The sequence below is a fragment of the Mycobacterium sp. TKK-01-0059 genome, from assembly GCF_000709305.1.
GTDB classification, from domain to species: domain Bacteria; phylum Actinomycetota; class Actinomycetes; order Mycobacteriales; family Mycobacteriaceae; genus Mycobacterium; species Mycobacterium intracellulare.
Genome location: NZ_KL446993.1, coordinates 1708708 through 1732991 on the forward strand (window position 1 = coordinate 1708708; position 24284 = coordinate 1732991).

Annotated in this window: 25 protein-coding genes; 19 read left to right on the forward strand and 6 right to left on the reverse strand. The window is 69.1% G+C overall.

What is annotated here, in order from left to right:
- Nucleotides 1–67: 67 nt before the first annotated feature.
- From K883_RS08350 to K883_RS08370, 5 genes are all read left to right on the forward strand, one after another.
- Nucleotides 68–1111, forward strand: a complete 1044-nt coding sequence (locus K883_RS08350; protein WP_020823924.1) for a zinc-binding dehydrogenase — start codon at nt 68–70, stop codon at nt 1109–1111.
- The gene (locus K883_RS08355) at nt 1108–1521 is read left to right on the forward strand and encodes a nuclear transport factor 2 family protein (protein WP_020823925.1); all 414 of its coding nucleotides are present in this window, start codon (nt 1108–1110) and stop codon (nt 1519–1521) included. The genes K883_RS08350 and K883_RS08355 overlap by 4 nt, the downstream gene beginning before the upstream one ends.
- Nucleotides 1522–2340, forward strand: coding sequence for an SDR family NAD(P)-dependent oxidoreductase (locus tag K883_RS08360; protein WP_020823926.1), 819 nt, complete (start codon nt 1522–1524; stop codon nt 2338–2340).
- A gap of 244 nt (nt 2341–2584) precedes the next feature.
- Nucleotides 2585–3877, forward strand: coding sequence for a sodium/calcium exchanger family protein (locus K883_RS08365; RefSeq protein ID WP_020823927.1), 1293 nt, complete (start codon nt 2585–2587; stop codon nt 3875–3877).
- Between the two features lie 34 nt (nt 3878–3911).
- Nucleotides 3912–4754 carry an SDR family oxidoreductase gene (locus K883_RS08370; protein WP_081656355.1) on the forward strand — a complete coding sequence of 281 codons (843 nt, stop codon included), beginning with the start codon at nt 3912–3914 and terminating at the stop codon, nt 4752–4754.
- Here the strand turns inward: K883_RS08370 and K883_RS08375 are convergent.
- The 3 genes from K883_RS08375 to K883_RS08385 all read right to left on the reverse strand — a co-directional run bounded on the left by K883_RS08375 (nt 4746) and on the right by K883_RS08385 (nt 7598).
- Entirely contained in the window at nt 4746–6332 is a 1587-nt protein-coding gene (locus K883_RS08375; RefSeq protein ID WP_020823929.1) for a flavin-containing monooxygenase, read from the reverse strand. The two genes, K883_RS08370 and K883_RS08375, sit on opposite strands and share 9 nt — an antisense overlap.
- A 119-nt stretch (nt 6333–6451) precedes the next feature.
- A complete protein-coding gene (locus K883_RS08380) occupies nt 6452–6928 on the reverse strand; it encodes a YkgB family protein (RefSeq protein WP_020823930.1) in 477 nt (158 codons plus the stop codon).
- 61 nt (nt 6929–6989) lie between these two features.
- Entirely contained in the window at nt 6990–7598 is a 609-nt protein-coding gene (locus K883_RS08385; protein WP_197095529.1) for a TetR/AcrR family transcriptional regulator, read from the reverse strand.
- A gap of 113 nt (nt 7599–7711) precedes the next feature.
- Here K883_RS08385 and K883_RS08390 point away from each other — a divergent pair, with 113 nt between their 5' ends.
- A complete protein-coding gene (locus K883_RS08390; protein WP_036454201.1) occupies nt 7712–8272 on the forward strand; it encodes a pyridoxamine 5'-phosphate oxidase family protein in 561 nt (186 codons plus the stop codon).
- On the opposite strand, the gene K883_RS08395 is transcribed toward K883_RS08390, so the two are convergent.
- Both K883_RS08395 and K883_RS08400 read right to left on the reverse strand, forming a co-directional pair.
- Complete coding sequence (locus K883_RS08395; RefSeq protein ID WP_009954482.1) at nt 8273–8743, reverse strand: SRPBCC family protein; 471 nt, start codon at nt 8741–8743, stop codon at nt 8273–8275.
- 39 nt (nt 8744–8782) lie between these two features.
- Nucleotides 8783–9748 (reverse strand): LysR family transcriptional regulator, encoded by a 966-nt coding sequence (locus K883_RS08400; RefSeq protein ID WP_036455334.1) that lies wholly within the window; start codon nt 9746–9748, stop codon nt 8783–8785.
- A gap of 139 nt (nt 9749–9887) precedes the next feature.
- On the opposite strand from K883_RS08400, the gene K883_RS08405 reads away from it, so the two are divergent.
- The 11 genes from K883_RS08405 (at nt 9888) to K883_RS08455 (ending at nt 21928) form a co-directional block, all read left to right on the forward strand.
- Nucleotides 9888–10763: an SDR family NAD(P)-dependent oxidoreductase gene (locus K883_RS08405; protein WP_020823934.1), complete on the forward strand. Its 876-nt coding sequence runs from the start codon at nt 9888–9890 to the stop codon at nt 10761–10763.
- 34 nt (nt 10764–10797) lie between these two features.
- Nucleotides 10798–11958 carry a sulfotransferase family protein gene (locus tag K883_RS08410; RefSeq protein ID WP_020823935.1) on the forward strand — a complete coding sequence of 387 codons (1161 nt, stop codon included), beginning with the start codon at nt 10798–10800 and terminating at the stop codon, nt 11956–11958.
- Nucleotides 11948–13012 (forward strand): hypothetical protein, encoded by a 1065-nt coding sequence (locus K883_RS08415; RefSeq protein WP_020823936.1) that lies wholly within the window; start codon nt 11948–11950, stop codon nt 13010–13012. The genes K883_RS08410 and K883_RS08415 overlap by 11 nt, the downstream gene beginning before the upstream one ends.
- Before the next feature lie 18 nt (nt 13013–13030).
- Nucleotides 13031–13852: a mycofactocin-coupled SDR family oxidoreductase gene (locus tag K883_RS08420; RefSeq protein ID WP_020823937.1), complete on the forward strand. Its 822-nt coding sequence runs from the start codon at nt 13031–13033 to the stop codon at nt 13850–13852.
- A complete protein-coding gene (locus K883_RS08425) occupies nt 13852–14622 on the forward strand; it encodes an SDR family NAD(P)-dependent oxidoreductase (RefSeq protein WP_020823938.1) in 771 nt (256 codons plus the stop codon). The genes K883_RS08420 and K883_RS08425 overlap by 1 nt, the downstream gene beginning before the upstream one ends.
- A gap of 63 nt (nt 14623–14685) precedes the next feature.
- Nucleotides 14686–14898: a heavy-metal-associated domain-containing protein gene (locus K883_RS08430; protein WP_020823939.1), complete on the forward strand. Its 213-nt coding sequence runs from the start codon at nt 14686–14688 to the stop codon at nt 14896–14898.
- Entirely contained in the window at nt 14895–17165 is a 2271-nt protein-coding gene (locus K883_RS08435; RefSeq protein ID WP_020823940.1) for a heavy metal translocating P-type ATPase, read from the forward strand. The genes K883_RS08430 and K883_RS08435 overlap by 4 nt, the downstream gene beginning before the upstream one ends.
- A gap of 138 nt (nt 17166–17303) precedes the next feature.
- A complete protein-coding gene (locus tag K883_RS08440) occupies nt 17304–18692 on the forward strand; it encodes an alpha/beta hydrolase (protein WP_008262365.1) in 1389 nt (462 codons plus the stop codon).
- Nucleotides 18693–18949: 257 nt separating this feature from the next.
- Nucleotides 18950–19759: a polysaccharide deacetylase family protein gene (locus K883_RS08445; RefSeq protein WP_008262367.1), complete on the forward strand. Its 810-nt coding sequence runs from the start codon at nt 18950–18952 to the stop codon at nt 19757–19759.
- Nucleotides 19760–19975: 216 nt separating this feature from the next.
- Nucleotides 19976–21265, forward strand: coding sequence for a lipase family protein (locus K883_RS08450; protein WP_179945052.1), 1290 nt, complete (start codon nt 19976–19978; stop codon nt 21263–21265).
- A 27-nt stretch (nt 21266–21292) separates the two neighbouring features.
- Complete coding sequence (locus K883_RS08455) at nt 21293–21928, forward strand: TetR/AcrR family transcriptional regulator (RefSeq protein WP_255358943.1); 636 nt, start codon at nt 21293–21295, stop codon at nt 21926–21928.
- An 8-nt stretch (nt 21929–21936) separates the two neighbouring features.
- Here the strand turns inward: K883_RS08455 and K883_RS08460 are convergent, their stop codons facing one another.
- Nucleotides 21937–22545 (reverse strand): TetR/AcrR family transcriptional regulator, encoded by a 609-nt coding sequence (locus K883_RS08460; RefSeq protein WP_008262373.1) that lies wholly within the window; start codon nt 22543–22545, stop codon nt 21937–21939.
- A 68-nt stretch (nt 22546–22613) separates the two neighbouring features.
- Here K883_RS08460 and K883_RS08465 point away from each other — a divergent pair, with 68 nt between their 5' ends.
- A complete protein-coding gene (locus K883_RS08465) occupies nt 22614–23444 on the forward strand; it encodes an alpha/beta fold hydrolase (RefSeq protein ID WP_020823943.1) in 831 nt (276 codons plus the stop codon).
- A 74-nt stretch (nt 23445–23518) separates the two neighbouring features.
- The gene (locus K883_RS08470; protein ID WP_020823944.1) at nt 23519–24280 is read left to right on the forward strand and encodes an SDR family NAD(P)-dependent oxidoreductase; all 762 of its coding nucleotides are present in this window, start codon (nt 23519–23521) and stop codon (nt 24278–24280) included.
- Nucleotides 24281–24284 lie beyond the last annotated feature (4 nt).

A 24284-nucleotide genomic window follows, 5' to 3' on the forward strand; every position in this document is an offset into this window, starting at 1 on the left:
TTTTACAGTTGTACGAACATTCGAGATGTTATATCGATTATTCGAGAAAGTTACCGTATTGCGCGCAGTGGTGTTGCGAGACGGTCGGCTGCAGGTCCGCGAGACCCCGGACCCCATCCCCGGCCAGGGCGAGTTGTTGCTGCGCACATTGAGCACCGCCATCTGCGCGTCCGACGTGCATTTCATGGACCACCCGGAACTCGCCATCGACGACCCGACCGGCCGCTCGCTGTATGACACCGAGCGCGACATCGTGCTCGGTCACGAATTCGTGGGTGAGGTCATCGCGCACGGTCCCGGTTGCACCGACCAGTTCGCCGCCGGCACGCGCGTGACCGCCATGCCGGTGCGGCTGGTCGACGGCGGCACGGGCGGAATGCGCATCATCGGCCAGCATCCCGAGGCGCAGGGCAGTTTCGGTGAGCTGTTGGTGGTTTCGGAGGTCGCGGCCAAGCGCGTCCCGGGTGACGTGTCCAGCGACGCCGTCGCCTTGACCGACGCGTTCGCCGTCGGCGAGTTCTACGTGCGGTCGGCGCGGTTGGGACAGGGTGAGGTCGCGCTCGTCATCGGCGCGGGGGCGATCGGGCTTTCGGCCGTCGCCGCGCTGGCCGCCCGCGGCGTCGAGCCCATCATCGTGGCGGACTACAAATCCGACCGGCGCGAGCTGGCCCGCGACCGCTTCGGTGCCCACGTCGTGGTCGACCCTTCCGAGAAGTCCCCGTTCGAGGCGTTCAACGAGGTCCGCGCGCAGCGCGGATTGCCCGGGCCGGCCGTCGTATTCGAATGCGTCGGCGCCCCGGGGCTGATCCAGAAGTTGGTCGAATCCGCCGAGATGGGCACCCGAATCTATTGTGCGGGTGGCTGGTACACCGGCGACACCCTCGACATCACCACCGCCACCCGCCAGGGCGTGACCATTCAGTTCGGCGGCGGGCCGCACCCGCAGGACTGGTACGGCACACTCGACGCGATCGCGTCGGGGCGGCTGGACCCGCTACCGAGCGTCGGCAAGATCATCGGCCTCGACGAGGTACCCGACGCCCTCGAGCTGGCCCGCAGGTCCGACGGTCCGCCCCGGATCGTCGTCCACCCGAATGGAGATCGCCCGTGAGCGAAAGAGAAGACCGGCAAGACATTTCGGACCTGCTGGTGCGTTACGCCACCGGCATCGACAGGCGCGACTGGCCGCTGTTTCGCACCGTGTTCACCGACGGCTGCGAGCTCGACTACGGCGAGATCGGCCGCTGGAGCGGTGTGGACGAAGTCACCGACTTCATGGACAAGACGCACGCGATGGCGGGCCACACCCTGCATCGGCTGTCCAACCAGGTCATCGCCGTCGACGGCGACAATGCCACTGCCCGAACCTATGTCGACGCGGTGATCATGTTCGGTGACAACGAGGCCGGCGTCAACGCGTGGGGCTTCTACGACGACGAGATCGTGCGGACCGCCGAGGGATGGCGCATCGCGCGGCGCCGCTTCACTCAGGTGCGCGTCGCTACGTTCGGGGGCCCGTAGATGACGTTCGCGACGAAGTACGGGCCGTGGGCGCTGGTGGCCGGCGCCTCCGACGGTGTGGGGGCGGCGTTCGCCGAAGCGTTGGCCGAACGCGGTGTCAACGTGGTGCTGCTCGCCCGGCGGCAAAGCGTTCTCGACCGCGTCGCGACCGAGATCAAGAACAAGACGTCGGCGCAAACCCGCACTGTCGCTATCGATCTCGCGCAGCCCGGCGCCGCGGCGGCGATCGCCGCCGCCACCGGCGACCTGGAGATCGGGATGCTGGTCTACTGCGCCGGCGCCGACCCGAACTTCACACCGTTCCTTGCCAATTCGATCGAGGCCGCCGAGGCGATGGTCCAGCGCAACTGCATGGTGCCCATGCAGCTGTGCCACCACTTCGCGCCGCCGATGGTCCAGCGAGGCAGCGGCGGCATCGTCCTCTTCGGCTCAGGAGCCGGGTTGGCCGGTGGGCCCAACATGGTCGCCTACGGCGCCTCCAAGGCTTTCGACATGGTGTTCGCCGAGGCGCTCTGGGCCGAACTGCACGGCAAGGGCGTCGACGTCCTGGGCCTCATCCTCGGCAAGACCGATACGCCGGCCCTGCGCGCGCTCGAATACAGCCGCGGCCAGATCGGCTCGCCCGACGAGGCGCCGGCGGACGCGGCCCCCGTCTCCGAGGTCATCGCCGAGGCCTTCGAGAACCTGGGCAACGGCCCGACGCTCATGGTGGGCGACACCATGCGCGCCGCGGCGCAGCTGCTGGCGTCGCTGAGCCGCAATCAGGCCGTCGAGCTTTTCGCCCAAGCCGCCTCCGCGGCCATGGGGCCGGACGGCTAGGGGGAACCCGAACCGTTCGCTGCGCGTCGAACCAGTCGCGGCGAGGTTTGCCAAAGTTCGAAATCAGGTCAGCCTAACTTTTGCTTCCATAGGCCCCTGTGCAGCAAATATAGGCTCGGGCACGTCGCCGACTTTGCCCACCCACCGCGTTGCTGACGGTGTGGGCTACAGGTAGCTTGGGTAATCAGTTCGTCACGGCAACCGAGCCGAAGTACCACCACCCGATCGCCGCCTCCCGCGAAGGATGACGATGCTCGCCATAGACAGGCCCGCTGCCGACGTCACGATGACGACCCAGTGGCGGCGCCGCACCCTGACGCGTTCGGGGCTGATCACCGCCGCATTCGTCGCCCCGGCCGTGGCCATCCGGATCGCCGGGCTGCACGTCGGCGCGGTGCCCGCCCTGCTGATCTTCGGCGCCGCGGTGGTGGCGGCCAGCTTCTTGCTGGCGTGGGCCGCCGAGGCCGCCCAGATCGATGTGTCCGGCGGCCTGGCGACGGCGCTGCTCGCCTTGATCGCGGTCCTGCCCGAATACGCGGTCGACCTCTACTACGCGTACGTCTCCGGCCACAATGCCGAATACACGCAGTACGCGGCCGCCAACATGACCGGGTCCAACCGGCTGCTGATGGGGCTGGGTTGGCCCGTCGTGGTGCTGGTCAGCATCGTGGTGGCGCGCAGGTCCGGATCCGGGAAACCCACCGGGCTGACGCTGGAGCCAGCAAACCGCGTCGAACTGGGATTCCTGTTGATCGCCGGCGTCATCGCGTTCGCGGTGCCGGCGGCCGGCGAGATTCATTTCGGGCTGGGGCTGGCGTTGCTGGCCTGGTTCGGGTTCTACCTCTACAAGCTGAGCCACGGCGAGGTCGAGGAGCCCGACCTGATCGGTACCGCCGCCGCGCTGGGCGAACTCCCCGACGTCCGTCGTCGCATCGCCGTGGTCGGCCTCTTCGCCACCTCGGGCGCGGTGATTCTGCTGTGCGCCAAGCCGTTTGCCGACAACCTGGTGGCCGCGGGTACCGAACTGGGCGTCAACCGGTTCCTGCTGGTTCAGTGGCTGGCCCCGCTGGCGTCGGAGGCCCCGGAGTTCATCATCGCGACCATCTTCGCCACCCGCGGCAAGGGCACGGCGGCCATCGCCACGCTGATCTCCTCCAAGGTCAACCAGTGGACCCTGCTGATCGGCTCGCTGCCGGTCTCCCACCTGCTCGGGGGCGGCGGGTTCTCCCTGCACCTCGACTCCCGCCAGGTGGAGGAGATGCTGCTCACGGCGACCCAGACGATGATGGGCGTGGCGCTGATCCTGGCGCTGCGCTTCCACCGGGGCGCGGCGCTGGCGCTCTTGGGAATGTTCGTCGTGCAGTTCCCGATCGCCTCGACGCACGGCCGCCTGCTGCTCTGCGGCGTCTACGCGGCGGTGGCCGTCGTCGCGCTGATCCGCTACCGGCGCCACCTGCCCGCCACGGTCCGGGCGCCGTTCTTCGGGACGGCCGTCCGTCACACCGGCCACCCGTTACATCCAGTGCCAGACCCGTAACGTCCCGCGATCGCGCGCCGTATACGGTCCAGGTATGAATCGAGTGTCCGTAATCACAGGCGGCGCGGGTGGCATGGGCCTGGCCACCGCGAAGATCGTCGGGCGCGACCACACGGTGGTGCTCTGCGACGTCCGGCAGGACCGGCTGGCGACCGCCGCCGCCACGCTGCAAGAGCTCGGGATCACTCCCACCGTCGTGAACTGCGACGTCACCGACCGGCGAGCCGTCGCGGACCTGCTCGGCACCGCCACGAATCTCGGATCGGTCGTCTCGGTCATCCACACCGCGGGCGTGAGCCCGAGCATGGGAGCCGCCGACTACGTCATGCGGACCAATGCGGTCGGCACCGTCAACGTCGACGAGGAGTTCTACGCGATCGCCGGCGAGGGCGCGGTGATCGTCAACGTGGCCTCGATGGCGGCGCACATGCTGCCCGCGGAAATCATTCCGACAGGCCAATTCCCGCTGGCGCTCGACGACGCCGACGCCTTCATGGACGCCATGATGACCGCGTGCGACCTTGCCCCCGAGGAGGCGCGGTCCGGTCTCGCGTACGCCCTGAGCAAGAGCTTCGTGAAGTGGTACAGCCAGTCACAGGCGGAGCGCTTCAACGCGCGCGGGCTGCGCATCGTCTCGGTGTCCCCGGGTTCGATCGACACCGAGATGGGCAGGCTGGAGGAGCAGGCAGGGGCGGGCGCGATGGTGGCCGACGCCGCGGTCCCGCGGTGGGGCAAGCCGGAGGAAATGGCGGAGCTGCTCGCCTTCTGCGCCAGCGAGAAGGCCGGCTACCTCACCGGCACCGACATCCTCAACGACGGCGGGGTGATCGCCTCGATGACCGAGCGGGCCAGGGCGGCCGCCGCCAGCTCAGCCTGAAGGTGCTGGCGCACAGCGTGTTTCACCACCGACCGGGTGCGCGTCATCCCGCGGTGGCGCGCCGCAGCGGTGGATCCAATCTCGGCGTCGCAGCCGCCAGGTCCGGCGGGCGTACTCCAGCTCGGTATAGGGCCATTGGGTGACGATGCGGCCGGTAGGCGAACGGAAATAGCTGTCGCACTGTGTCCAGATGGTCCGCGCCAGGTCGGCGGAAAGCTGGTCGTTGTATCGCTTTTCGGCCTCGGGACGCACGTCGAGGTAGCCGCCACGGCGCGCCAGCCGGCTCACCGCGCTGGCGACCAGCCGCGCCGCGGACTCGAGGATGTAGACGATCGAGTTGCCACCCTGGTTGGTGTTGGGGCCGTACAGCATGAAGAAGTTCGGGAACCCGCTGACCGCCACCCCCAGGTAGGCGCAGGGATCGTCACCCCAGTGCTCGTGTAACCGGCGGCCGCCCGTTCCGGTGACGTCGATGCCGGACAGGTAGCGGGACGTCTCGAAGCCGGTGGCGAGCACGATCGCGTCGCTGCCGATTTCGCGGCCCGACGCGGTGATCACCGACGTCTCGCCGACCCGCGCGATGGGCTCGGTGACCAATTCGACGTTGTCCCGCTGCAGGGCCCGGTAATAGTCGTCGCCCAACAACACTCGCTTACACCGGAACGGATAGTCCGGAGTCAGCGCTCGGCGCAACGGCTCGTCGTCGACGGTGCGGTCCAGAAACGACGTCGCGATCTGCGTGCGCGCGGCCACCACGGGATCGTCGGCGAACGTCGCGGTGTTGTCGTGCTGGAATTTCCATATCTTCCACCGCGTGCGGCGCAGCGCGACCGGGCTGCGCCTGAACCGCGCCAATTCGATTGCGCTGTACGGGCGGTCGTCCTTGGGCACCATCCACGGCGGGGTCCGCTGGAAGACCGTGACGTGTCCGGCGGTCTTCGCCAGCTCCGGCACCAACTGCACCCCGCTGGCTCCGGTCCCGATCACCGCCACGTCGCGCCCCGCCAGGTCGAGCTGGTGATCCCACTGCGCGGTATGCAGCACCGGTCCGGCGAACCCCGTCAGGCCGTCGATGTCGGGCAGCTTGGCCGAACCGAACAGCCCGACCGCGCACACGACGACGTCGACGACCAACATGGCGGACTCGCCGTTGCGGTCCATTCGGCACTCCCACGTCCCGGCGCCCGGATTCCAGTGCAGGGACCGCACGGTCGTGTCGAGCATGAGGTGGCGTCGCAGATCGAAATCGTCGGCGACCGATTCGAGGTAGGCCAGGATCTCGGGCTGCCGGGCGTACGTGCGGGTCCAGGATGCGTTGGGCGCAAAGGAAAATGAGTACAGATGGCTCTGGATGTCGCAGGCGGCGCCGGGATAGGTGTTGCGGCGCCAGGTGCCCCCGACGCCGTCGGCGCCCTCGGTGATCACCAGGTCGTCGATGCCGGCGCGGCGCAGCGCGACGGCGGCACCGAGACCGCCGAAGCCCGCGCCGATGATCGCCACCCGCGGCGATCGCCCGCGCCGCGTCGCCGCGCGCAGGCGCCCAACGGCATAGAGCCAGCGGGCTTTTCGGCTGGTCACGGGCCGCCCCGCGCGCGGCGTTCTTCGGCGTGCCCGCGTCGTGGCGCGTCGACGCCTATCCCCTGGCCAACGGTCTCAGTCACGGCCTCGGCTTCCTCTCCGTGGCCACGACTATATAGTCACTCGCTGCGGGCGGGATACGGCCGCACGGTGGCGCCGCCCGCGGACAGCGAGTCGCCCAGCGTCCACACGGCGACCCCGAGCAATACCAGGTCCTTGAGCAGAAACTGGCCGGGCAGCGCCGAGAGCACCGGCACGCCGTGGGCATGGGTCGCCACCACGCCTGGGGTGGTGACCAGGAAACTCACCGTGCCCAGGAACAGCACCACCGCCAGCGCGCTGCCCGCCGCCGAGACCCGCGGCCACCATGGCCGCAGCGCGATGAGCAGGGCCGCAACGATTTCCATCGTTCCGAGCGCCCGCGCGACGAAGGTGACGCTGAAGACGTCGTAGAGCCAGCTCATCAGGGGGCTGTGTTCGATGAGCACGCGCGATTCCATCTTCACGTACTTGCCCACTCCGATCCACGCCAGCACCACCACCAGGCCATAGCGGCCCAAGAGTCGACCCCAGCGGCTCAGCGTGTTTGCGATCATCGAGCGGTGTCCTTTCGGGCGCGGTCATCCACCCAAGCCACGGTTGGCGCCGCGAAAACGTTCACTCGCGCAGTCGTTCGAGCCCGGAGACGATGAGCCGCAACCCAAAAGCGAACTCGTCGGCCAGCGGAACGGGAAGCTCGTCGGCGACGGTGACGGTCGCGGGATAGCGCGACGGATCGAGCCGGTGAAACGCAGCCGCCAGTTCCGCTTCACCGCCCCCATCCGTCGCCCCGGGCAGTTGTAGCGCGAAACCCAAGACGTAACGGGCCAGCGTGGCGTAGGCGTGGGCCGCGACCGCCTGCGCGAAGCCGTTGCCGAGAAGGATCGCCAGGCAGCGCTCGCGATTGGCCAGCGCGCTCGGCCCCGTCGGCGTGTATTCGATCAATAGCGGCGCGACATTGCCATGCCGGCGCAGCGCGTCAAACATGTGTTGCGCGAACGTGATACACGCCTGCTGCCACGGTAGGGCCGCCAGCGCCTGCGCATCGAGGTCGACTTCGCCCAGTATGTGGTCGATCACCTGAGACACCAGTTCGGATCGATTCGAAAAGTGGCGGTACAGCGTGGCGGTGCCCGATCCGAGGCGCTGGGCAAGCGACCGCATCGACAACGCGTCCGCCCCCTCCGAGTCGAGGAGTTCGACGGCCGCGCCCAGGATGCGGTCCATCGGCAGGGCCGGGCGGCCGCGGGGGCGCCGGTTGACATCGTCACGCATTACGAAGACACTGTATCCGTAATTACCGCGTCAATCAACCCCGTTGACAGCAAGGAAAATTCGTCATGCTCCTCCCCCTGGCGGCAGAGCCCTTCACCGCTCCGACCGACCGCGACATGCTTCCCTCCGAACGACGCGAGTTCGTGCGCACGCATCGCACCTGCGTGTTCGGCTACCGTCGCCGCCACGACGGCCCCGCCATGTCGGTCGTGTACTACATCCCCACCGACACCGACGACTTGCTCGTCTCCACGATGGCCGGCAGGGGCAAAGCCCGCATCGTCGAGCGCGACGGCAAGGTGAGCCTGTGCGTCCTCGACGAGCGCTGGCCCTTCGCCTACCTGCAGGTCTACGCCGACGCCGCCATCGAGGACGACCGGGATCTGGCGGTCGACGTGATGATGGCGGTTGGCGGCCGAATGTCCGGCCAGCCACTCGGTGACGAGGCGCGCCCGCACATCGAGGCGATGTGCGAACGCGAGAACCGCGTCGTCATTCGGTGCCGGCCCTACTCCACCTACGCGACGCCACCACGCCATCTGCACCGCAACGACCAGGCCTCGGAACTGAGCCACTGGGTGTCCGGTGTGATGCCTTGGGACGCAGCCGATCCGGCGACGAACTGATCACCCAGCGTAGCGATCCCGCAGTTTGGTCAGCGTCGCCTCGATGCCCGAGGCGTTCGCCTTGGCGAAGCCCATCCGCTCGTAGTACTTCAATTTGTTCTTCAGCGCACCGGCGTCGCGGTAGTCGAACGTCTCGGTGACCTGCGTCAGGTTCGGTGACAGCGCCTCGAATTCCCACCGCCAGCGGTGACCCAGCGGGTGGCGCCATTCGACCACTTCGTTCGGCGTCAGCGCGGTGATCGTGCTGGTGATGCGGTAGGGCACGCCGAACATCTTCATGCTCGTCGAAAACTTCGAGCCCTCAAGGAGTTGCGGCGGCATGGTGATGTTGTCGCGCACCGTGCCCGACCCGTCGAGTTCGTGGTGACGCCGCGGATCGGCGACGATGGCGTACAGCTCGGCCGCCGGCGCGGCCACTTCGACTCTGCGGCTCACCTGGCGGGGCCCCCGGTCGACAACGGTGACGGTCATTGCGAATCTCCTTTCCGCTAACCGGCAGCGTAATCCCGTTCAGTTCCGCGGCTCAGGGATGTTGGGGTCCCATACCGGTGACGGCTCGAAACGCGCCGGCCAGAAGCCGGATTTGGTCAACCGCGCCACCTCTTCGCGCAACACGATGCCGATCTTCGCCGCGAATTCGCGGGGCAGTTCCAGCGCCGCGGTGGCGGCCACGCCGAGTTGTTGGTCGAGCGGGGGTTCGTGGATCGACGTCCACCGCAGCCGCCCCGCCTCCACGTCGGCGCCGCACGCCGCCATCGGCAGCACCGCATAGCCGAGCCCCGCGGCGACCAGATGCTTGGCCACCTCCACCGAATCGGTCGAAAAGCGGGCCGTGATCGCCACTTTGAGCCGCAGCGCGGTGTTCTCCAGAGTGTTTCGAATGCCGGTCAGCCCGCTGGGCATGACCAGCGGGAGCTTGGCGAGATCGGTGAAGCGGATCGGGCTGGCGGGCGAGAGCTCGGACGCGGGCCCCCCGACCAGCACGAGGTCCTCGGTCACCAGGTGCCGGTAGAAGAGCCGGTCATCGGAGACCGGGTTGATCACCGCGAGGTCGATCGCGCCCTTGAGCAGGCGCTCCACCAGGTCGTCGGTCTCGGCCACGGCGACGTGGAAATGGACATTCGGGAACGCGGCGCCCACGCTCGCCGCCAGCGGGGAGGCCAGGACGCCGGCGGCGGTCGGCACGATCCCGAACAGCAGCCCGCGCTCGATGCGCGCCAACGGCGATCCCGCATACCGGACCGCGAGCTCGAGCTGACGCAGCGGAGCGGCGGTCGAGGAGCGCAGCCGTTCGCCCTCCTCGGTGAGGTGCACGCCCCGGCGGGTCCGCTCGAACAGCGTGATGCCGAGGTCCTCCTCCAGCAGCCGGATCTGGCGACTCAGCGCCGGCTGGGCGATGCCCAGCACCGCGGCCGCGCGGGTGATCGAGCCTTCCTCCGCGATCCGCAGGAAGTACTTGAGGCGGTGGGTGTCCATCGCCTCCACATCTACCAGCCATACAAATGCGGCATGACTGGTTTCCCGAATTGGTATTACCTGCTGGCCGTGGGGCCGCCATATCGTCAGCGAGGTGGGGTGGCGATGCCGTCCCGGTCTGGCTGAGGAAGGGTCGACGATGACGGTTCAGGACGAACAGGACTGGGTGCAGCTGCTCGGACTGGACCGCCTACCGGAGCACATCGTCGGCAAGCGCGTGACCGAACTGATGGACCTGTCCGGCAAGAAGGCCTTCGTCACCGGAGCCGGCGGCGACGGCCTGGGGCAGGCGATCGCCAACCGGCTGGCCGGCTGCGGCGCCGAGGTCGCGCTCATCGGCCGCACCTTCGAGAAGGTCGAACGCCGGGCCGAGGAAGTCGAGCGGCGCTGGGGCGTGCGGGCCATCCCGGTCAAGGCCGACATGTCCGACTGGGACCAGGTGCACGGCGCCGTGCGGCAGGCCCACCACGAGCTCGGCGGCCTCGACATCATGGTGAACAACCCGGTGATGGTGGCCGCGGGCCCGTTCGAGAAGCAGACGAAAGAGGACATCGACTACACGGTGCTGGGCAGCCTGACGATGATGATGTACGGGGCGCACGCCGCGCTGGCGTACATGCTCGACCAGGGCTCGGGGAAGATCATCAACATCGGGTCGGTCGGCGGCCGCATCCAGCAGCGCGGCCTGGTCGTCTACAACGCGTGCAAGGCCGGGGTCATCGGGTTCACGCGCAACCTCGCCCACGAGGTCGCGCTGCGCGGTGTCAACGTGTTGGGCGTGGCGCCGGGCATCATGATCAAACCGGAGATGCGGCAGTACCTGCTCGATCCTCAGGACGACAAGCAGCGCGCCGGCCGCGGCGCCATCCAGGAAGCGATCACCCACCAGGTCCAGCTGGGTCGCGCGTCGTTGCCCGAGGAGGCCGCCAACATGGTCGCGTTCCTGGCCTCCGAGGCGGCCGATTACCTGTGCGGTCAGACCATCGACGTCGCCGGCGGGCAGTGGATGGGTTGAGCGCCGCCGCAAGGACTTTGATTGAGGAGACGCCGTGCTGACATCCGGTGAGCTGATGGAGGAGGCCGCGGCGCAGACCGGGCTCACCGACTTCGGCGACGACTCCTTCACCGAGGGCCTGAGCGTCCTGTTGTCGGCGTTGCGCGACGAGGCCCACCTGAACGAGCGCGGGGAAGCCTTTCTGCGCCAACGCATCGCGGGCTATCTCTCGCAACGGCTGCAGGTCGAGGACTGGTTTCGGCGGCACCCGGAGATCGGCGACGTGCCCATCCGCGAACCGCTGGTCGGCCTGGGGTTGCCCCGGACCGGATCCACCGCCCTGTCCATGCTGCTGGCCCAGGATCGCGAGGTGCGCTACCTGCGCCGGTGGGAGTCGACGCAACCGTGCCCCCCACCCTCGACGGTGCACGGCGTCGATCCCCGCGTCCCGGCCGACCGGGGCGAGATGGTCGGCACCCGCCGCCACGTTCCCGGCGACACCGACGGGCCCATGGAGTGCCACGAGTTGATGGCCCTCGACTTCAAGTCGCACATCTTTCAGTCGTTCGCCGAAATCCCCTCGTACTCAACGTGGCTCGTGCACCACGCCGACCTCACCCCGACGTTTCGCTATCAGCGGCGGGTGATGCAGCTGCTGCAGTGGGGCGAGCCTGAGCGGCCGTGGCGGCTGAAGTGCCCGTCCCATGTGTTGTGGCTCGACGCGCTGGACGCGGTGTTCCCGGACGCCCGATTCGTGATGACCCATCGCGATCCCACCGACGTCCTGTTGTCGGTGGCCGACCTGTACGCCGACATCATCGGGTCGTTCAACACCCGGATCGACCGCCGCTACATCGGCCGGCTCAACGTCGAGCATTGGTCGCTGGGCATGGAGCGGGCGCTGCGGTTCCGCGCGGCCGGTGCCGACGATCGGTTCTACGACATCGACTTTCGGGCCATGCAGACCGACCCGCTCGGCGAGGTCGCCGGGCTGTACGCCTGGCTCGGGGCCCCGGTGTCCTACGAGTTCGAAGCGCGGATGCACAGTTGGTGGGAGCACGCCGCCGCGCAGCGCCAGCCGAGCTCGCACGCCGACCCGGTGGAGTTCGGCATCGATCTCGACGAGGTTCGGCCCCGGTTCGCGCGCTATGTGGACAGCGCGCGGCGGTGGACGCGGCATCCAAAGGTAAGGAGCGAGGAAAGCAATGGCGGTTGATCTCACCGGCGGCATCGACCCGTCGCGCGAGTACGTGCTGGCGCAGCGCCCCGAGGATCCGGAGATGCGGGACTCGGTCAGTTTCTGGGTGGTCGACGACCGCGGCGAGATCGGCCTGCCCCGCGTGGGAATCGAGGCGGTGGGCGCCAATTGGGACTCCCACGACATTCAGGTCAATGCCGCGTTTCCCGACGGGCGCGTCTACCGGCTGCGCACCAACGGGCCGTCGCTGCCGGCTCGCGGCGCCGACCGACAGCCCACGGTGCTCGGCGCCGGCGGCCTGGCGTTCCAGTGCCTCGAACCCTTCGCCACCTGGACGATGTCTTACGACGGGCCGGCGGTGCAGACCTCGTCGGCCGACCTGGTGGCGGGCAGGAAGGACGGCCCGACGACGAACATCGGCTTCCACGTCGAGGCGAGGATGGCCGTGCCCCCGTGGGTCCAGGGCGCGCTACAGGCCGACGCCGGCACGCAACTCCAAACGACGTCTGTCGGGGCCATCATGGGCGGGCCCCGCTACGAGCAATTGTTCACCGCCACCGGGGAATTCCGGGTGGGGGATGAACGCCACACCTTCACCGGGAGCGGCCTGCGGATCCGTCGCACCGGGGTGCGCAAACTCGCCGGCTTCTGGGGACACTGCTGGCAGTCGGCCGTGTTCGGCAGCGGCCGCGCCTTCGGCTACATCGCCTATCCGCCGCGCCCCGATGGCGAGCCCACCTTCAACGAGGGATTCGTCTTCACCGGCGACGGCGGCCTGGTCCCGGCGCGGGCGGTGCGGGCGCCGTGGCTGACCCGCCTGCGGCCACTCGGCGAGGATGCCTCGCTGGTGCTGGAGACCGCCGACGGATTAGTCGAAATCGCCGGCGAGACAGTGTTTTCCACGCACGACGTGCACCACGACGACGACATGTACTCCATGCACGCCCTCAAAGAGGAGATGGCCGAGTTCCCCGCCGTCCAGCAGGCCGGCGTGCGCTACCGATGGGACGGCGAAGAAGCGTACGGCATGCTGGAACGCTCCAACCCGCTCGACAAGATCGCGCGCGACTGAAAGGAACCCAGAGCACACATGAGCCAGTCACTCTCGGGAAAGGTCGCGCTGATCACCGGCGCCGCGCGCGGGCAGGGCCGGGCACACGCCGTGCGCCTTGCGGCCGAGGGCGCCGACATCATCGCGGTCGATCTCGCCGGGCCGCTGCCGCCGAGCGTCCCCTACGACTCGCCGACGCCCGACGATCTGGCCGAAACCGCACGGCTGGTGAGCGAGGGCGGCCGGCGGATCGTCACCGCCGAGGCCGACATCCGCGACCTTGACGCGCTGTCCGCCGCCGTGGACAAGGCGGTCGGCGAGCTGGGCCGGCTCGACGTCATCGTCGCCAACGCCGGGATCTGCAGCCCCGCACCCTGGGATCAGATCACCGCGCAGGCGTTCCGAGACACCATCGACACCAACGTGATCGGCACCTGGAACACCGTGATGGCGGGGGTGCGGCACATCATCGACGGCGGCCGCGGCGGCTCGATCATCCTCATCGGTTCGGCGGCCGGTATCAAGATGCAGTCGTTCATGATCCATTACACCGCAAGCAAACACGCGGTCGTGGGGATGGCGCGGGCGTTCGCCGCCGAGCTCGGCCGGTACAACATCCGCGTCAACAGCCTCAACCCCGGCGCCGTCGCCACACCGATGGGCACCGGCCGGATGCGGGAAGCGCTGCAGGCCGCCGCCGACGACTACCCACACCTGCGGGGCATGCACAAACCGCTGCTGCCCGAGGGCATCGCGCAGCCCGAGGACATAGCCGACGCCGTGGCCTGGCTGGCCTCCGACCAATCCAGATTGGTGACCGCGACCCAGGTGTCGGTCGACATCGGCGTCGGGTACGTGTGATGCGCGGCCTGGCCGGCAAGACATTTGTGGTGGCCGGGGGCGCCACGGGGATCGGCGCGGCCACCGCCGAACGCCTCGCCACCGAAGGCGCCCGTGTTGCCATCGGCGACAACAACATTGCGGGCGCCGCCGCCACCGCGCAGCGCATCGTGTCGGCCGGCGGCCGCGCGATCGCCGTCGAGTTCGACCTCGCCGACGAGCAGTCGGTGCGGCGGCTCGTCGAGACGACGCTCGACGAGTTCGGGGCCGTCGACGGCCTGCACAATGTGGGCGCCGATCTGTCCGAGGGAAACCTGGGACGCGACACCACGATTCTCGACACCGACATGGGCGTCTGGCAGCGCACGCTCGACGTCAACCTGCTCGGGTACGTCCGCACGATCCGCGCGGTCCTGCCGTACCTGCTCGCCCGGGGTGGGGGCAGCATCGTGAACACCTCGTCGGGCGCCGCGCTGGGCAGCGACCCCATGCACGTCGCCTACGGCGCCTCGAAGGCGGCGGTGAACCACCTGACCCGGCACGTGGCCGTCAACTGGGGCAAACACAACATCCGCAGCAACGGGGTGATGCCGGGCCTGGTGATGGGCGAGACCCAGGAGCGCCAAAACGACGTCGCGCTCCAGCAGGCCTTCCTGACGTTCGGCAAGACCAGCCGGCTGGGCAAGCCGGACGACCTCGCGGCGATCACCGCGTTCCTGTTGTCCGACGAGGCCGAGTGGATCACCGGCCAGGTGTGGTACATCGGCGGCGGGTCGCACCTGCGGCAGTAGCCCGAACCCCCCGACGGGCAGAATGGTGGGGTCAAGTCCGCGGCGGGATCGAGAAGGAGCGGCATGCCCACCAGCGAATATCGGGTGAGCGGGATGAGCTGCGCGCACTGCGAGGCCGCCGTCCAGGGCGAGGTCGCCGGGATTCCCGGCGTCGACGGCGTGACGGTCAGTGCCGACACCGGCCGGCTCGTCGTCACCAGCGCGCTGCCCATCGACGCGGACGCCGTCCTCGCCGCGGTCGACGAGGCGGGCTTCCAGGCCGTCCTGGTCGCATGAGCACGCCCCCGCGAAACATCGACGAGGGCACCCTCCCCGAGGCCACGCCGGCCGCCGCGCCCCCCATCGAGCTCGAGATCACCGGGATGACCTGCGCCTCGTGTGCCGCCCGGATCGAAAAGAAGCTCAACAAGCTCGCCGGCGTCTCGGCCACCGTCAACTACGCGACCGAGACGGCCGCCGTCAGCGCCCCCGCCGGGTACGACCCGCGGATCCTGATCGCCGAGGTCGAAAAGGCCGGTTACGCGGCCGCCCTGCCGCGACGTTCGCCGGTGCGCGACGCCGAGCTGACTTCGCTGCGCCGGCGGCTGATCACCGCCGCCGCGCTGGCCGGCCCGGTGATCGCCATGGCCATGATTCCCGCGTGGCAGTTTCACCACTGGCACTGGGCGTCGCTGGCGCTGACGGCGCCGGTCGTCCTGTGGTGCGGGCTGCCCTTCCACGCGGCCGCGTGGGCCAACCTCAAACACGGCATCGCCACCATGGACACGCTGGTCTCGATCGGGACCCTGGCCGCGTTCCTGTGGTCGCTCTACGCGCTGTTCCTCGGGACCGCCGCCCAGCCGGGCATGCAGCACGACTTCGAGCTCACGGTCGGGCGCGACGACGCCCCGTGCCACGTCTACTTCGAGGTGGCCGCCGGCGTCACGCTGTTCGTCCTGGCCGGCCGTTATTTCGAGAAGCGGGCCAAGCGGTCCGCTGGGGACGCGCTGCGCGCGCTGGTGGCGCTGGGCGCCAAGGACGTCGGGATCCTGCGTGACGGCACCGAGACCCGGCTCCCGATCGAGCGGCTCGCGGTGGGTGACGAATTCGTGGTGCGCCCCGGGGAACGGATCGCGACCGACGGAGTCGTCGTCACGGGTTCCTCGGCGGTCGACGCATCGATGCTGACCGGCGAGTCGGTGCCCGTCGAGGTCGGAGCGGGCGACGCCGTCACCGGCGGGACCGTCAACGCCGGGGGCCGGCTTGTGGTCCGGGCCACCGGGATTGGCGACGACACCCAGCTGGCGCAGATGGCCAAGCTCGTCGAACGGGCCCAATCGGGGAAGGCACGGGTGCAGCGCCTCGCGGACCGGGTCTCCGGCGTGTTCGTTCCCGTCGTCCTGGCGCTCGCGGTCGCGACCCTGGGCGGCTGGCTCGCGGCGGGCTTCTCGCCCACCACCGCGCTGACGGCCGCCGTCGCGGTGCTCATCATCGCCTGCCCGTGCGCGATGGGCCTCGCGACTCCGACCGCCCTACTGGTCGGCACCGGCCGCGCGGCCCAGCTCGGCGTCCTCATCCAGGGGCCCGAAGTGCTGGAGTCCACCCGCAGGGTCGACACGATCGTGCTCGACAAGACCGGCACGGTCACCACCGGCCGAATGGCCCTGGTCGACGTGGTCGCCGGGGCGGGAACCGACCGCGCCCCGCTGTTGCGCTACGCCGGTGCCCTGGAGGCCGCCTCCGAGCATCCCGTCGCGCAGGCCATCGCCCGGGCCGCCGCGGCGCAGCTCGGCACGCTCCCCGCGCCCGCCGACTTCGCGGGTGTCCACGGCATGGGCGTGCAGGGCACGGTCGACGGCCACGCCGTCGTCGTCGGGCGCGCGAGCCTGCTGGACGAGCGCGGTGCGCGCCTCGACGCCGCGCTCGCCACGGCCAAATCCCGCGCGGAGGACGACGGCAAGACGGCCGTCGTCGTCGGCTGGGACGGCGTGGCGCGGGGGCTCCTGGTGCTCGCCGACACCGTCAAACCGTCCAGCGGCGACGCCGTGCGCCAGTTCCGGCGACTCGGCCTGACCCCGGTGCTGCTCACCGGCGACAACCACACCGTCGCCGCGCGCATCGCCGCCGAACTCGGCATCGCCGAGGTGATCTCCGAGGCGATGCCCGCCGACAAGGTCGCGGCCGTCAAGCGTCTGCAAGCCGAGGGCAAGGTGGTCGCCATGGTCGGCGACGGCGTCAACGACGCCGCCGCGCTGGCCGCCGCCGATCTGGGTCTGGCCATGGGCGCCGGCACCGATGTCGCGATCGACGCGGCCGACCTCACCGTGATCCGCGACGACCTGCGGGCGGCCGTGGACGCGATCCGGCTCTCCCGCCGGACGCTGACCACCATCAAGACCAACCTGGTGTGGGCGTTCGGCTACAACCTCGCCGCGATCCCCCTCGCCGCGCTCGGCATGCTCAACCCGATGCTGGCCGGCGCCGCCATGGCGCTCTCCAGCGTTCTCGTCGTCGGCAACAGCCTGCGGCTGCGCTCGTTCACCAGCGTCATCACGGACACGTGAACCTGGCGAAGCGTAGGCCGGCGGGCCGCGATCGTATGGGATAGTGAGTCCGGCCGCCGAGACGCCGCCCGGCCCCTTGACGATCACGACAATCACCGCACCCTCGCGCAGCGATCGATCTAGCAAAGGTCACGACCGTTGGAGCAGTTCTTCGGGCAACTGTCCCTGCTGCATGGCTGGTTTCCGCCCGCCGTTCAGGGCCTCGCGTTGCTCGTGCTGATCGTCGCGATCCAATGGCGCGCGCGAAGTTGGCTCAAGCGAGTGCTGCCCGTGGCGCTGATCGCGGCCGTCGCGGTGACCGCGCTATCGCGCTGGTACATCACCTCGCTCGGGGTGGCCGGTGATCCCGCGCCGACGACGCTGTGGTTGTGGATCGCGATGAGCGGGCTGGCCGCCGCGGTGTTCCTGGTGGGCTGGCGGGGCGTGCGCTGGTGGCGCCGCGGGCTGGCCGTGCTGTCGATACCGCTGTGCGTCCTGTGCGCGGGCATGGCGCTCAACGGCTGGGTGGGCTACTTCCCCACGGCGCTGGCCGCGTGGAACCAGCTGACCTCGGTGCCGTTGCCCGACCAGGTCGACCGCCTGCGCGTCACCGAGATGCAGATCGCGGGAACGAGGCCCACCAAGGGCGTCGTGGTGCCGGTCGACATCGACTCCTCGGGCTCCCATTTCGCCCACCGGCGGGAATTGGTCTATCTGCCACCGGCATGGTTCAACAGCAATCCCCCGCCCCGGCTACCGGCCGTCATGATGATCAGCTCGGCCTTCAACACCCCGGCGGATTGGCTGGGTCCGGGCGGCGCCTTCACCGCCATCGACAACTTCGCCGCCGCGCATCACGGTTTCTCGCCGGTGCTGGTGTTCGTCGATCCGACCGGGTCGTTCGACAACGACACCGAGTGCGTCAACGGCCCCCGCGGCAACGCCGCCGACCACCTTTCCAAAGACGTCATCCCGTTCACGGTGTCGAACTTCGGCGTCAGCGCCGATCGGGCCAACTGGGGCGTCGCCGGCTGGTCGATGGGCGGTACCTGCGCCGTCGACCTGGCCGTCATGCACCCGGAGCTGTTCAGCGCGTTCGTGGACATCGCGGGCGACCGCGGTCCCAACGTCGGCTCCAAGGACCAGTCCGTCGCGCGGCTGTTCGGCGGGGATCAGGCCGCGTGGGCCGCCTTCGACCCGGTCACCGTGATGACCAAGCACGGTCACTACGCCGGCCTGTCCGGATGGTTCGACGTGCCCGTCTCCTCGGGGCCCGGCAACGTCGCCGAACAGGCCAGTCCGACCCTCGTCGCGTCCAGCGATCCCGCCGCCAACCCCGAGGGCCAGGACGCCGCCGCGAGGTCGCTGTGTGCGGTCGGCGCCGCGCACGGCATCGCATGTGCGGTGGTCACCCAGGAGGGCAAGCACGACTGGCCGTTTGCCGCCCAGGCGTTTGCCACCGCCCTGCCGTGGCTGGCTTTTACGCTTGGAACTCCCGCCGCCGAACCCGTGCAATTGCCGCAACGCGGCGCCGGGGAACCGCATTGATCCTCGCTGGTCGGGTCGCCGTCAGCGGCCGCGATGTCCGCCGAGAGAATTCACAGCTGACCCTCCCGTAACGCAGCCGACTATTTGGGCCTTTGAATGGTACGGTTCGCTGCTGTGGCCTCGGTGTTTTGCGCGAACGGCGGTCCCTGCGGGGACCCGCCCGGTACGCAACGCGCCGCCATCCGTTTCCGAATGACCGGGCCAAATTCTCCTTTTCTGCGCCCATCCCTTTTGATCGACGTCGCCCCTTCGCAGCCATGAACCGCCGCCAGTTTCTTGGATCGCTCGCCGCGTCGGTGGTTGCCGGCGTCGGGACGGCGCGGCTCATCGTCGACCCGCAGCCGCGCACGTTCGCCCAGACGCCCGGCGTCGACATACCGACTTCGGGCCCGACCGCCCCGCAGGCCCTGCTGCCGCCCCCGCCGCTCAGCGCCCGCATCCCCCTGCCCGGCGGCGGCGCATTGATGAAGCTCCCGGGCGAAGGCGACCTGCTCGCGCTGACCGTCGACGACGGCGTGAACAGCGAAGTGGTCCGTGCCTACACGCAGTTCGCCAGGGACACCGGCGTGCGGCTGACGTACTTCGTGAACGGGATCTACGACTCGTGGACCGAAAACTCCGAGCTGCTCCGGCCGTTGGTCGACAGCGGGCAGATCCAACTCGGCAACCACACCTGGTCACACCCGGACCTGACCACACTGACCAAAGAGCAAGTCGCCGAACAGCTCACCCGAAACGACACGTTCTTGAAGAAGACGTACGGCATCGGCGCGAAACCCTATTGGCGCCCGCCCTACGCCAAGCGCAACGCCGCCGTGGATGCCGTGGCCGCCGACCTCGGTTACAAGGTGCCCACCTTGTGGTCGGGTTCGCTGTCGGATTCGACGTTGATCACCGAGGACTACATCGTGCAGATGGCCGACCAGTACTTCACGCCGCAGGCCATCGTGATCGGGCACCTCAATCACCTGCCGGTGACGCACGTCTATCCGCAGCTCGTCGACATCATCCGCGACCGCAACCTGCGCACCGTCACCCTCAACGACGTGTTCCTCAAGACACCCTGACGGCGGCTACCGCTCGGCGCCGGGCGCGGACTCGTTGGCCGACAACGTCTTCGACGTCTCGCGCGGCTCCCCCAGTCGGCGCTCGCGCAGAAGCCGCGCTCCGGTGAGCCGAGCCCCTGGGCGGAAGAGGCGGCCGGAATTCCGTTAACCGCGAGATCTCTAAAAAATTAGAGATTGCTCTTCCGCTGGCGGGCGGTCCATTGTTACCGTTCCGTAATGCATCGGGCCGGGGGAGTTTTCACAGTACTGCTGATAATTGCTTCGGCTCTGGTGGGCGCCGGAATTGCGCGCGCCGACGGCGGGGACGAGCCGCAGTACGCGGACTTTTATGCCGCGCCGGATCCGCTGCCGCCCGGCCAACCGGGCGACCTGATCCGCACCGAACCGTCGCGGCTGGTGCTGGAGCCCTCCGGCCAGCTGGGTGCGATCATGGCGACCGGCACGCGAATCATGTACCGCAGCACCGACACCCGGGGCAACCCGATCGCGGTGACGGGCACCTACTTCGAGCCCTACAACGACTGGCCGGGCGCCGGGCCGCGCCCGTTGATCAGTTACGCGCCGGGTACCCAGGGGCAGGGCAATCAGTGTGCGCCGTCGCGAATGTTCAACCAGGGCATTCACTATTCGGGTGGCTGGGACATCATGTTCAACTACGAGGAACTGTTCGTCGCCACCATGGTCGCGCGTGGGTTCGCCATTGTGATGACCGACTACGAGGGCCTGGGCACCGCGCCGATGCACACGTATGTGGGGCGGGTGGCCGAGGGTCAGGCGGTGCTCGATGCCGCCCGCGCCGCCATGCGGCTGCCGGGCACGTCGCTGGATCCGCGTGGGCCCGTGGCGTTTTGGGGCTATTCGCAGGGTGGCGGCGCGACGGCATCGGCGGCCGAGCTCGCCTCGCAATACGCCCCCGACCTTCACATCGTGGGCACCTACGCCGGGGCGCCACCCGCCGACCTCAAGGAGCTGTTGCCCTACGCCGACGGCAGCGCGCTGGTCGGCGTCGTCGGGTACGCGCTCAACAGCGTCATGGCCGCCTATCCCGAGTTCGCCGACATCATTCGCTCCAAGATGACGCCGCGCGGGTTGGCGATGCTGGAATCGGTGTCACGCCAATGCGTCGGACAGACGTTGCTGGACTTCATGTTTCGTCACATACAGCCCTACTTCACCGAGGACATCAATCAGCTGGTGAACGAGGAGCCGTTCAACAGCCTGTTCGAGGCGCAACGGCTCGGCCGCTTCAAACCGAACGCGCCGGTGATGATCGACAGCAATCGCTACGACCCGCTGGTGCCGTGGACCGCGGCCAACCAGCTCGGGCGCGACTGGTGTGCCCAGGACGCCGACGTCGAGTTCCGCACCAACGAAGAGCCGCCGTTCCTCAATAAGCTCGTCATCAACCACGCGCTGCCGATGCTGGTCGACGGCGAACCGGCGATGCAATGGATCGCCGCCCGCTTCAACGGGGAGCCCACCACGCCGAACTGCGGTCAGTTCTAAAGCGCGGGCTAGGTCGGCGCCGATAAACTGGGGCGCATCGCTGCACGCAGAAAGCACAACGCGCCGGAGCGGCGCCGCCAACTCGCCGACGCCGCGATCGAATTGCTGGGCAGCAATGGGGTGCACGGGGTCAGTCACCCGAAAGTCGACGACCGCGCGGGCGTGCCGGCCGGCACCACATCGTTTTACTTCCGGACCCGCAAGGCGCTGGTGCACGCCATCGCCACCCGGCTGGCCGAGCTCGACGTCGCCGACTTTTCGATGATGGCCGAACTGGCCGAGGATCACGCCTCCCAGTTCACCGGCACCGCCGGCCTGGCCCGCATCGTCATGTACGTCAACAGCGAACCCTGGCTCACCCGCGCCAAGGCCCGCTACGAGCTGGCGCTGCTGGCCGGCCGGGACCCGGAACTGGCCGCGGCCCTTAGTGAGTCGGCGGACCGGCTCTACGCCCTGGCCCGCGACGTCGTCACCCAGTGGCACCACGAGGGCAGCGCGCCGGATCCGGCATTGGTCGACGACCAGGCGATCGCCACCCTGGCGTTCATCAACGGGATCATGCTGACCTTCGTCGCGGGCCAGCCCGCCGTCGACGACCCCGAGCACCTCGACCGGCTCATCCAGGGCGTCATCGCTGGCGTCGCGCACGTGCGCGGTGACTGACCGCCTCGTCAGCGCGCGTCGAACATCCCGTCGATGAGCCGGTGCAGCACTTCCCGGGTCTCGTCGCGCGTGCGGTCCGGGTCATCGGCGGTGGCGATGACCATCGCGGCCTCGTCGAGCGCGCCGATGAGCACGTGCGCCAGCGGCCGCACCGGCTGCTCGGCCAACTCGCCGGCCCGGATCGCCTCGGTGAGCATCTGCTCGGTCATGCCCAGGCTGTACCGCTGTGCGACGTCGCGGAATGCCGCCCAGCCGAGCACGCTCGGCGCGTCCAGCAGGATCAGTTGCCGCACTTCGGGATCGGCGGACACCTCGAGCCAGGCGTCGACCGCGCCCCGGACCGCGGCCGTCGGCGTCGCCGCCCCCGACTCGGCGACCACCACGGCCATCCGCGCCATCACATCCTGCTCGACCACCTCGACGACCTCACGGAACAGCGCCGCCTTGTCGGCGAATTGGTGATACATCGCGCCGCGGGTGACCCCGGCGGCCGAGGCGATTTCGGGCGTTCCCACGTCGGCGTATCCCCGCAGGCCCCAGAGTTTGCGGGCAGCCGCGATCAGCGCCTCGCGGGTGGCCGCGGAGCGCTCCTCCTGGGTGCGTCTCTTGCTTTCCATACAACCTGTTGGTAACTTACGAACAGACAGCCTGTTTGTAAGTGTATCTCTGACGTAGGAGTCCTCATATGTCGACGATCGACATTAGTGCCGGAACCATCCATTACGAAGCAACCGGACCCGAAAACGGCAGGCCCGTGGTCTTCGTGCACGGTTACATGATGGGCGGCCAACTGTGGCGCCAGGTCAGCGAACGGCTGGCCGCCCGCGGATTGCGGTGCATCGCCCCGACCTGGCCGCTGGGGGCGCACCCCGAGCCGCTGCGCCGCGGCGCCGATCGCACCATCACCGGCGTGGCGGCCATGGTCGCCGAGGCGCTCGCCGCGCTCAACCTCGAGGACGTGGTGCTGGTCGGCAACGACACCGGCGGCGTCGTCACCCAGTTGGTGGCCGTGCACCACCGCGAGCGGCTGGGTGCGCTGGTGCTCACGAGTTGCGATGCGTTCGAACACTTTCCACCGCCGATCCTCAAACCGGTGATCCTGGCGGCCAAGTCGAAGACGACGTTCCGGGCCGTCGCCCAGGCCATGCGGGTGCCCACGGTGCGCAAGCGCGCGTTCGACGGCCTGGCGCACCGCAACATCGACGACCTCACCGAGCTGTGGGTGCGCCTGGCGCTGTCGCTGCCGGCGGTCGCCGAGGACCTGCGCCAGTTCACCCTTTCCATGCGCCCCGAGGTGACGACGACGGTGGCGGCCAGGCTGTATGACTTCGACAAGCCGACGCTTGTCGCGTGGTCGGCAGACGACGTGTTCTTCGAGCAGGAGGACGGCGCCCGGCTGGCGGCGACCATCCCCAACGCCCGCCTCGAGGTGATCGCCGGGGCGCGGACGTTCTCCATGGTCGACCAGCCGGACCGCCTGGCCGATCTGCTGTCGACGGTCGCGGTGCGCGCGTAACGCCTTCTGCTTCGCGGTCGTGACGCCGCGGCGGGATCCGAGCGGGATTTCGCCGTGGCGTTACGCTCGCGGGCATGGAACATGTCCTGCAGGGCCGGCGGATCCTGGTGACCGGCGCCGCCACCGGCATCGGCGCCGCCGCGGTGGGGGTCCTGATCGAGGCGGGCGCCGAGGTGGCCGCGACCTATCACCGGACGCCGCCGCCGGAAGGCTTCGCCGCCAAGTGGTTTCAGTGCGACGCGCGTGATCCCGACGGCGTCTCGGCGACGGTCACGGACGCGGCGCACCACCTGGGCGGGCTCGACGTGCTGGTGAACGCCGCGGGGCTCTGGCAGGCGGGCATCCCCGGCTATATCGGCGCCGACGACATCTCGTTCCTGCTGGACACCAACGTGAAGGCAACCATCCTCACCAACCAGGCCGCCTACGCCGTGATGAGGGACCAGGACCCCAAGGGGGGACGGATCATCAACTTCGGCTCGTCGGAAGCCGTTATGGGCAGCCCGATCTCGGCCGTCTACGCCGCGACCAAGGGCGCGGTGCAGGCGTGGACGCGGTCGGCCGCCAAGGCCTGGGCCGCCGACAACGTCACCGTCAACGCCCTGGCTCCCGCCGTGCAGACGCCGGGTGCCGACCGGCTGCGCGGCTTCCTCGGCCCCGACGCCGCCGCCCTGATCGACCAGCAGATGAAGATGATGATCCCCCTGGGAGGGACGCTGGGGGACCCCACCCGCGACCTCGGGCCAATGCTGGTGTTTCTGGCCGGCCCCGGCTCGGGCTTCATCACGGGGCAACTCCTGGCGGTGGACGGCGGCCTGATGATGGTGGGTGGATAGGCGG

Excerpts from the sequence above, each read along its gene's own strand:
- K883_RS08360 (WP_020823926.1), top strand. The coding sequence starts at position 1,522 with ATGACGTTCGCGACGAAGTACGGGCCGTGGGCGCTGGTGGCCGGCGCC.
- K883_RS08365 (WP_020823927.1), top strand. The coding sequence starts at position 2,585 with ATGACGATGCTCGCCATAGACAGGCCCGCTGCCGACGTCACGATGACG.
- K883_RS08370 (WP_081656355.1), top strand. The coding sequence starts at position 3,912 with ATGAATCGAGTGTCCGTAATCACAGGCGGCGCGGGTGGCATGGGCCTG.
- K883_RS08380 (WP_020823930.1), bottom strand. The coding sequence starts at position 6,928 with ATGATCGCAAACACGCTGAGCCGCTGGGGTCGACTCTTGGGCCGCTAT.
- K883_RS08385 (WP_197095529.1), bottom strand. The coding sequence starts at position 7,598 with ATGGACCGCATCCTGGGCGCGGCCGTCGAACTCCTCGACTCGGAGGGG.
- K883_RS08390 (WP_036454201.1), top strand. The coding sequence starts at position 7,712 with ATGCTCCTCCCCCTGGCGGCAGAGCCCTTCACCGCTCCGACCGACCGC.
- K883_RS08395 (WP_009954482.1), bottom strand. The coding sequence starts at position 8,743 with ATGACCGTCACCGTTGTCGACCGGGGGCCCCGCCAGGTGAGCCGCAGA.
- K883_RS08400 (WP_036455334.1), bottom strand. The coding sequence starts at position 9,748 with ATGGACACCCACCGCCTCAAGTACTTCCTGCGGATCGCGGAGGAAGGC.
- K883_RS08405 (WP_020823934.1), top strand. The coding sequence starts at position 9,888 with ATGACGGTTCAGGACGAACAGGACTGGGTGCAGCTGCTCGGACTGGAC.
- K883_RS08415 (WP_020823936.1), top strand. The coding sequence starts at position 11,948 with ATGGCGGTTGATCTCACCGGCGGCATCGACCCGTCGCGCGAGTACGTG.
- K883_RS08420 (WP_020823937.1), top strand. The coding sequence starts at position 13,031 with ATGAGCCAGTCACTCTCGGGAAAGGTCGCGCTGATCACCGGCGCCGCG.
- K883_RS08425 (WP_020823938.1), top strand. The coding sequence starts at position 13,852 with ATGCGCGGCCTGGCCGGCAAGACATTTGTGGTGGCCGGGGGCGCCACG.
- K883_RS08430 (WP_020823939.1), top strand. The coding sequence starts at position 14,686 with ATGCCCACCAGCGAATATCGGGTGAGCGGGATGAGCTGCGCGCACTGC.
- K883_RS08435 (WP_020823940.1), top strand. The coding sequence starts at position 14,895 with ATGAGCACGCCCCCGCGAAACATCGACGAGGGCACCCTCCCCGAGGCC.
- K883_RS08445 (WP_008262367.1), top strand. The coding sequence starts at position 18,950 with ATGAACCGCCGCCAGTTTCTTGGATCGCTCGCCGCGTCGGTGGTTGCC.
- K883_RS08450 (WP_179945052.1), top strand. The coding sequence starts at position 19,976 with ATGCATCGGGCCGGGGGAGTTTTCACAGTACTGCTGATAATTGCTTCG.
- K883_RS08460 (WP_008262373.1), bottom strand. The coding sequence starts at position 22,545 with ATGGAAAGCAAGAGACGCACCCAGGAGGAGCGCTCCGCGGCCACCCGC.
- K883_RS08465 (WP_020823943.1), top strand. The coding sequence starts at position 22,614 with ATGTCGACGATCGACATTAGTGCCGGAACCATCCATTACGAAGCAACC.
- K883_RS08470 (WP_020823944.1), top strand. The coding sequence starts at position 23,519 with ATGGAACATGTCCTGCAGGGCCGGCGGATCCTGGTGACCGGCGCCGCC.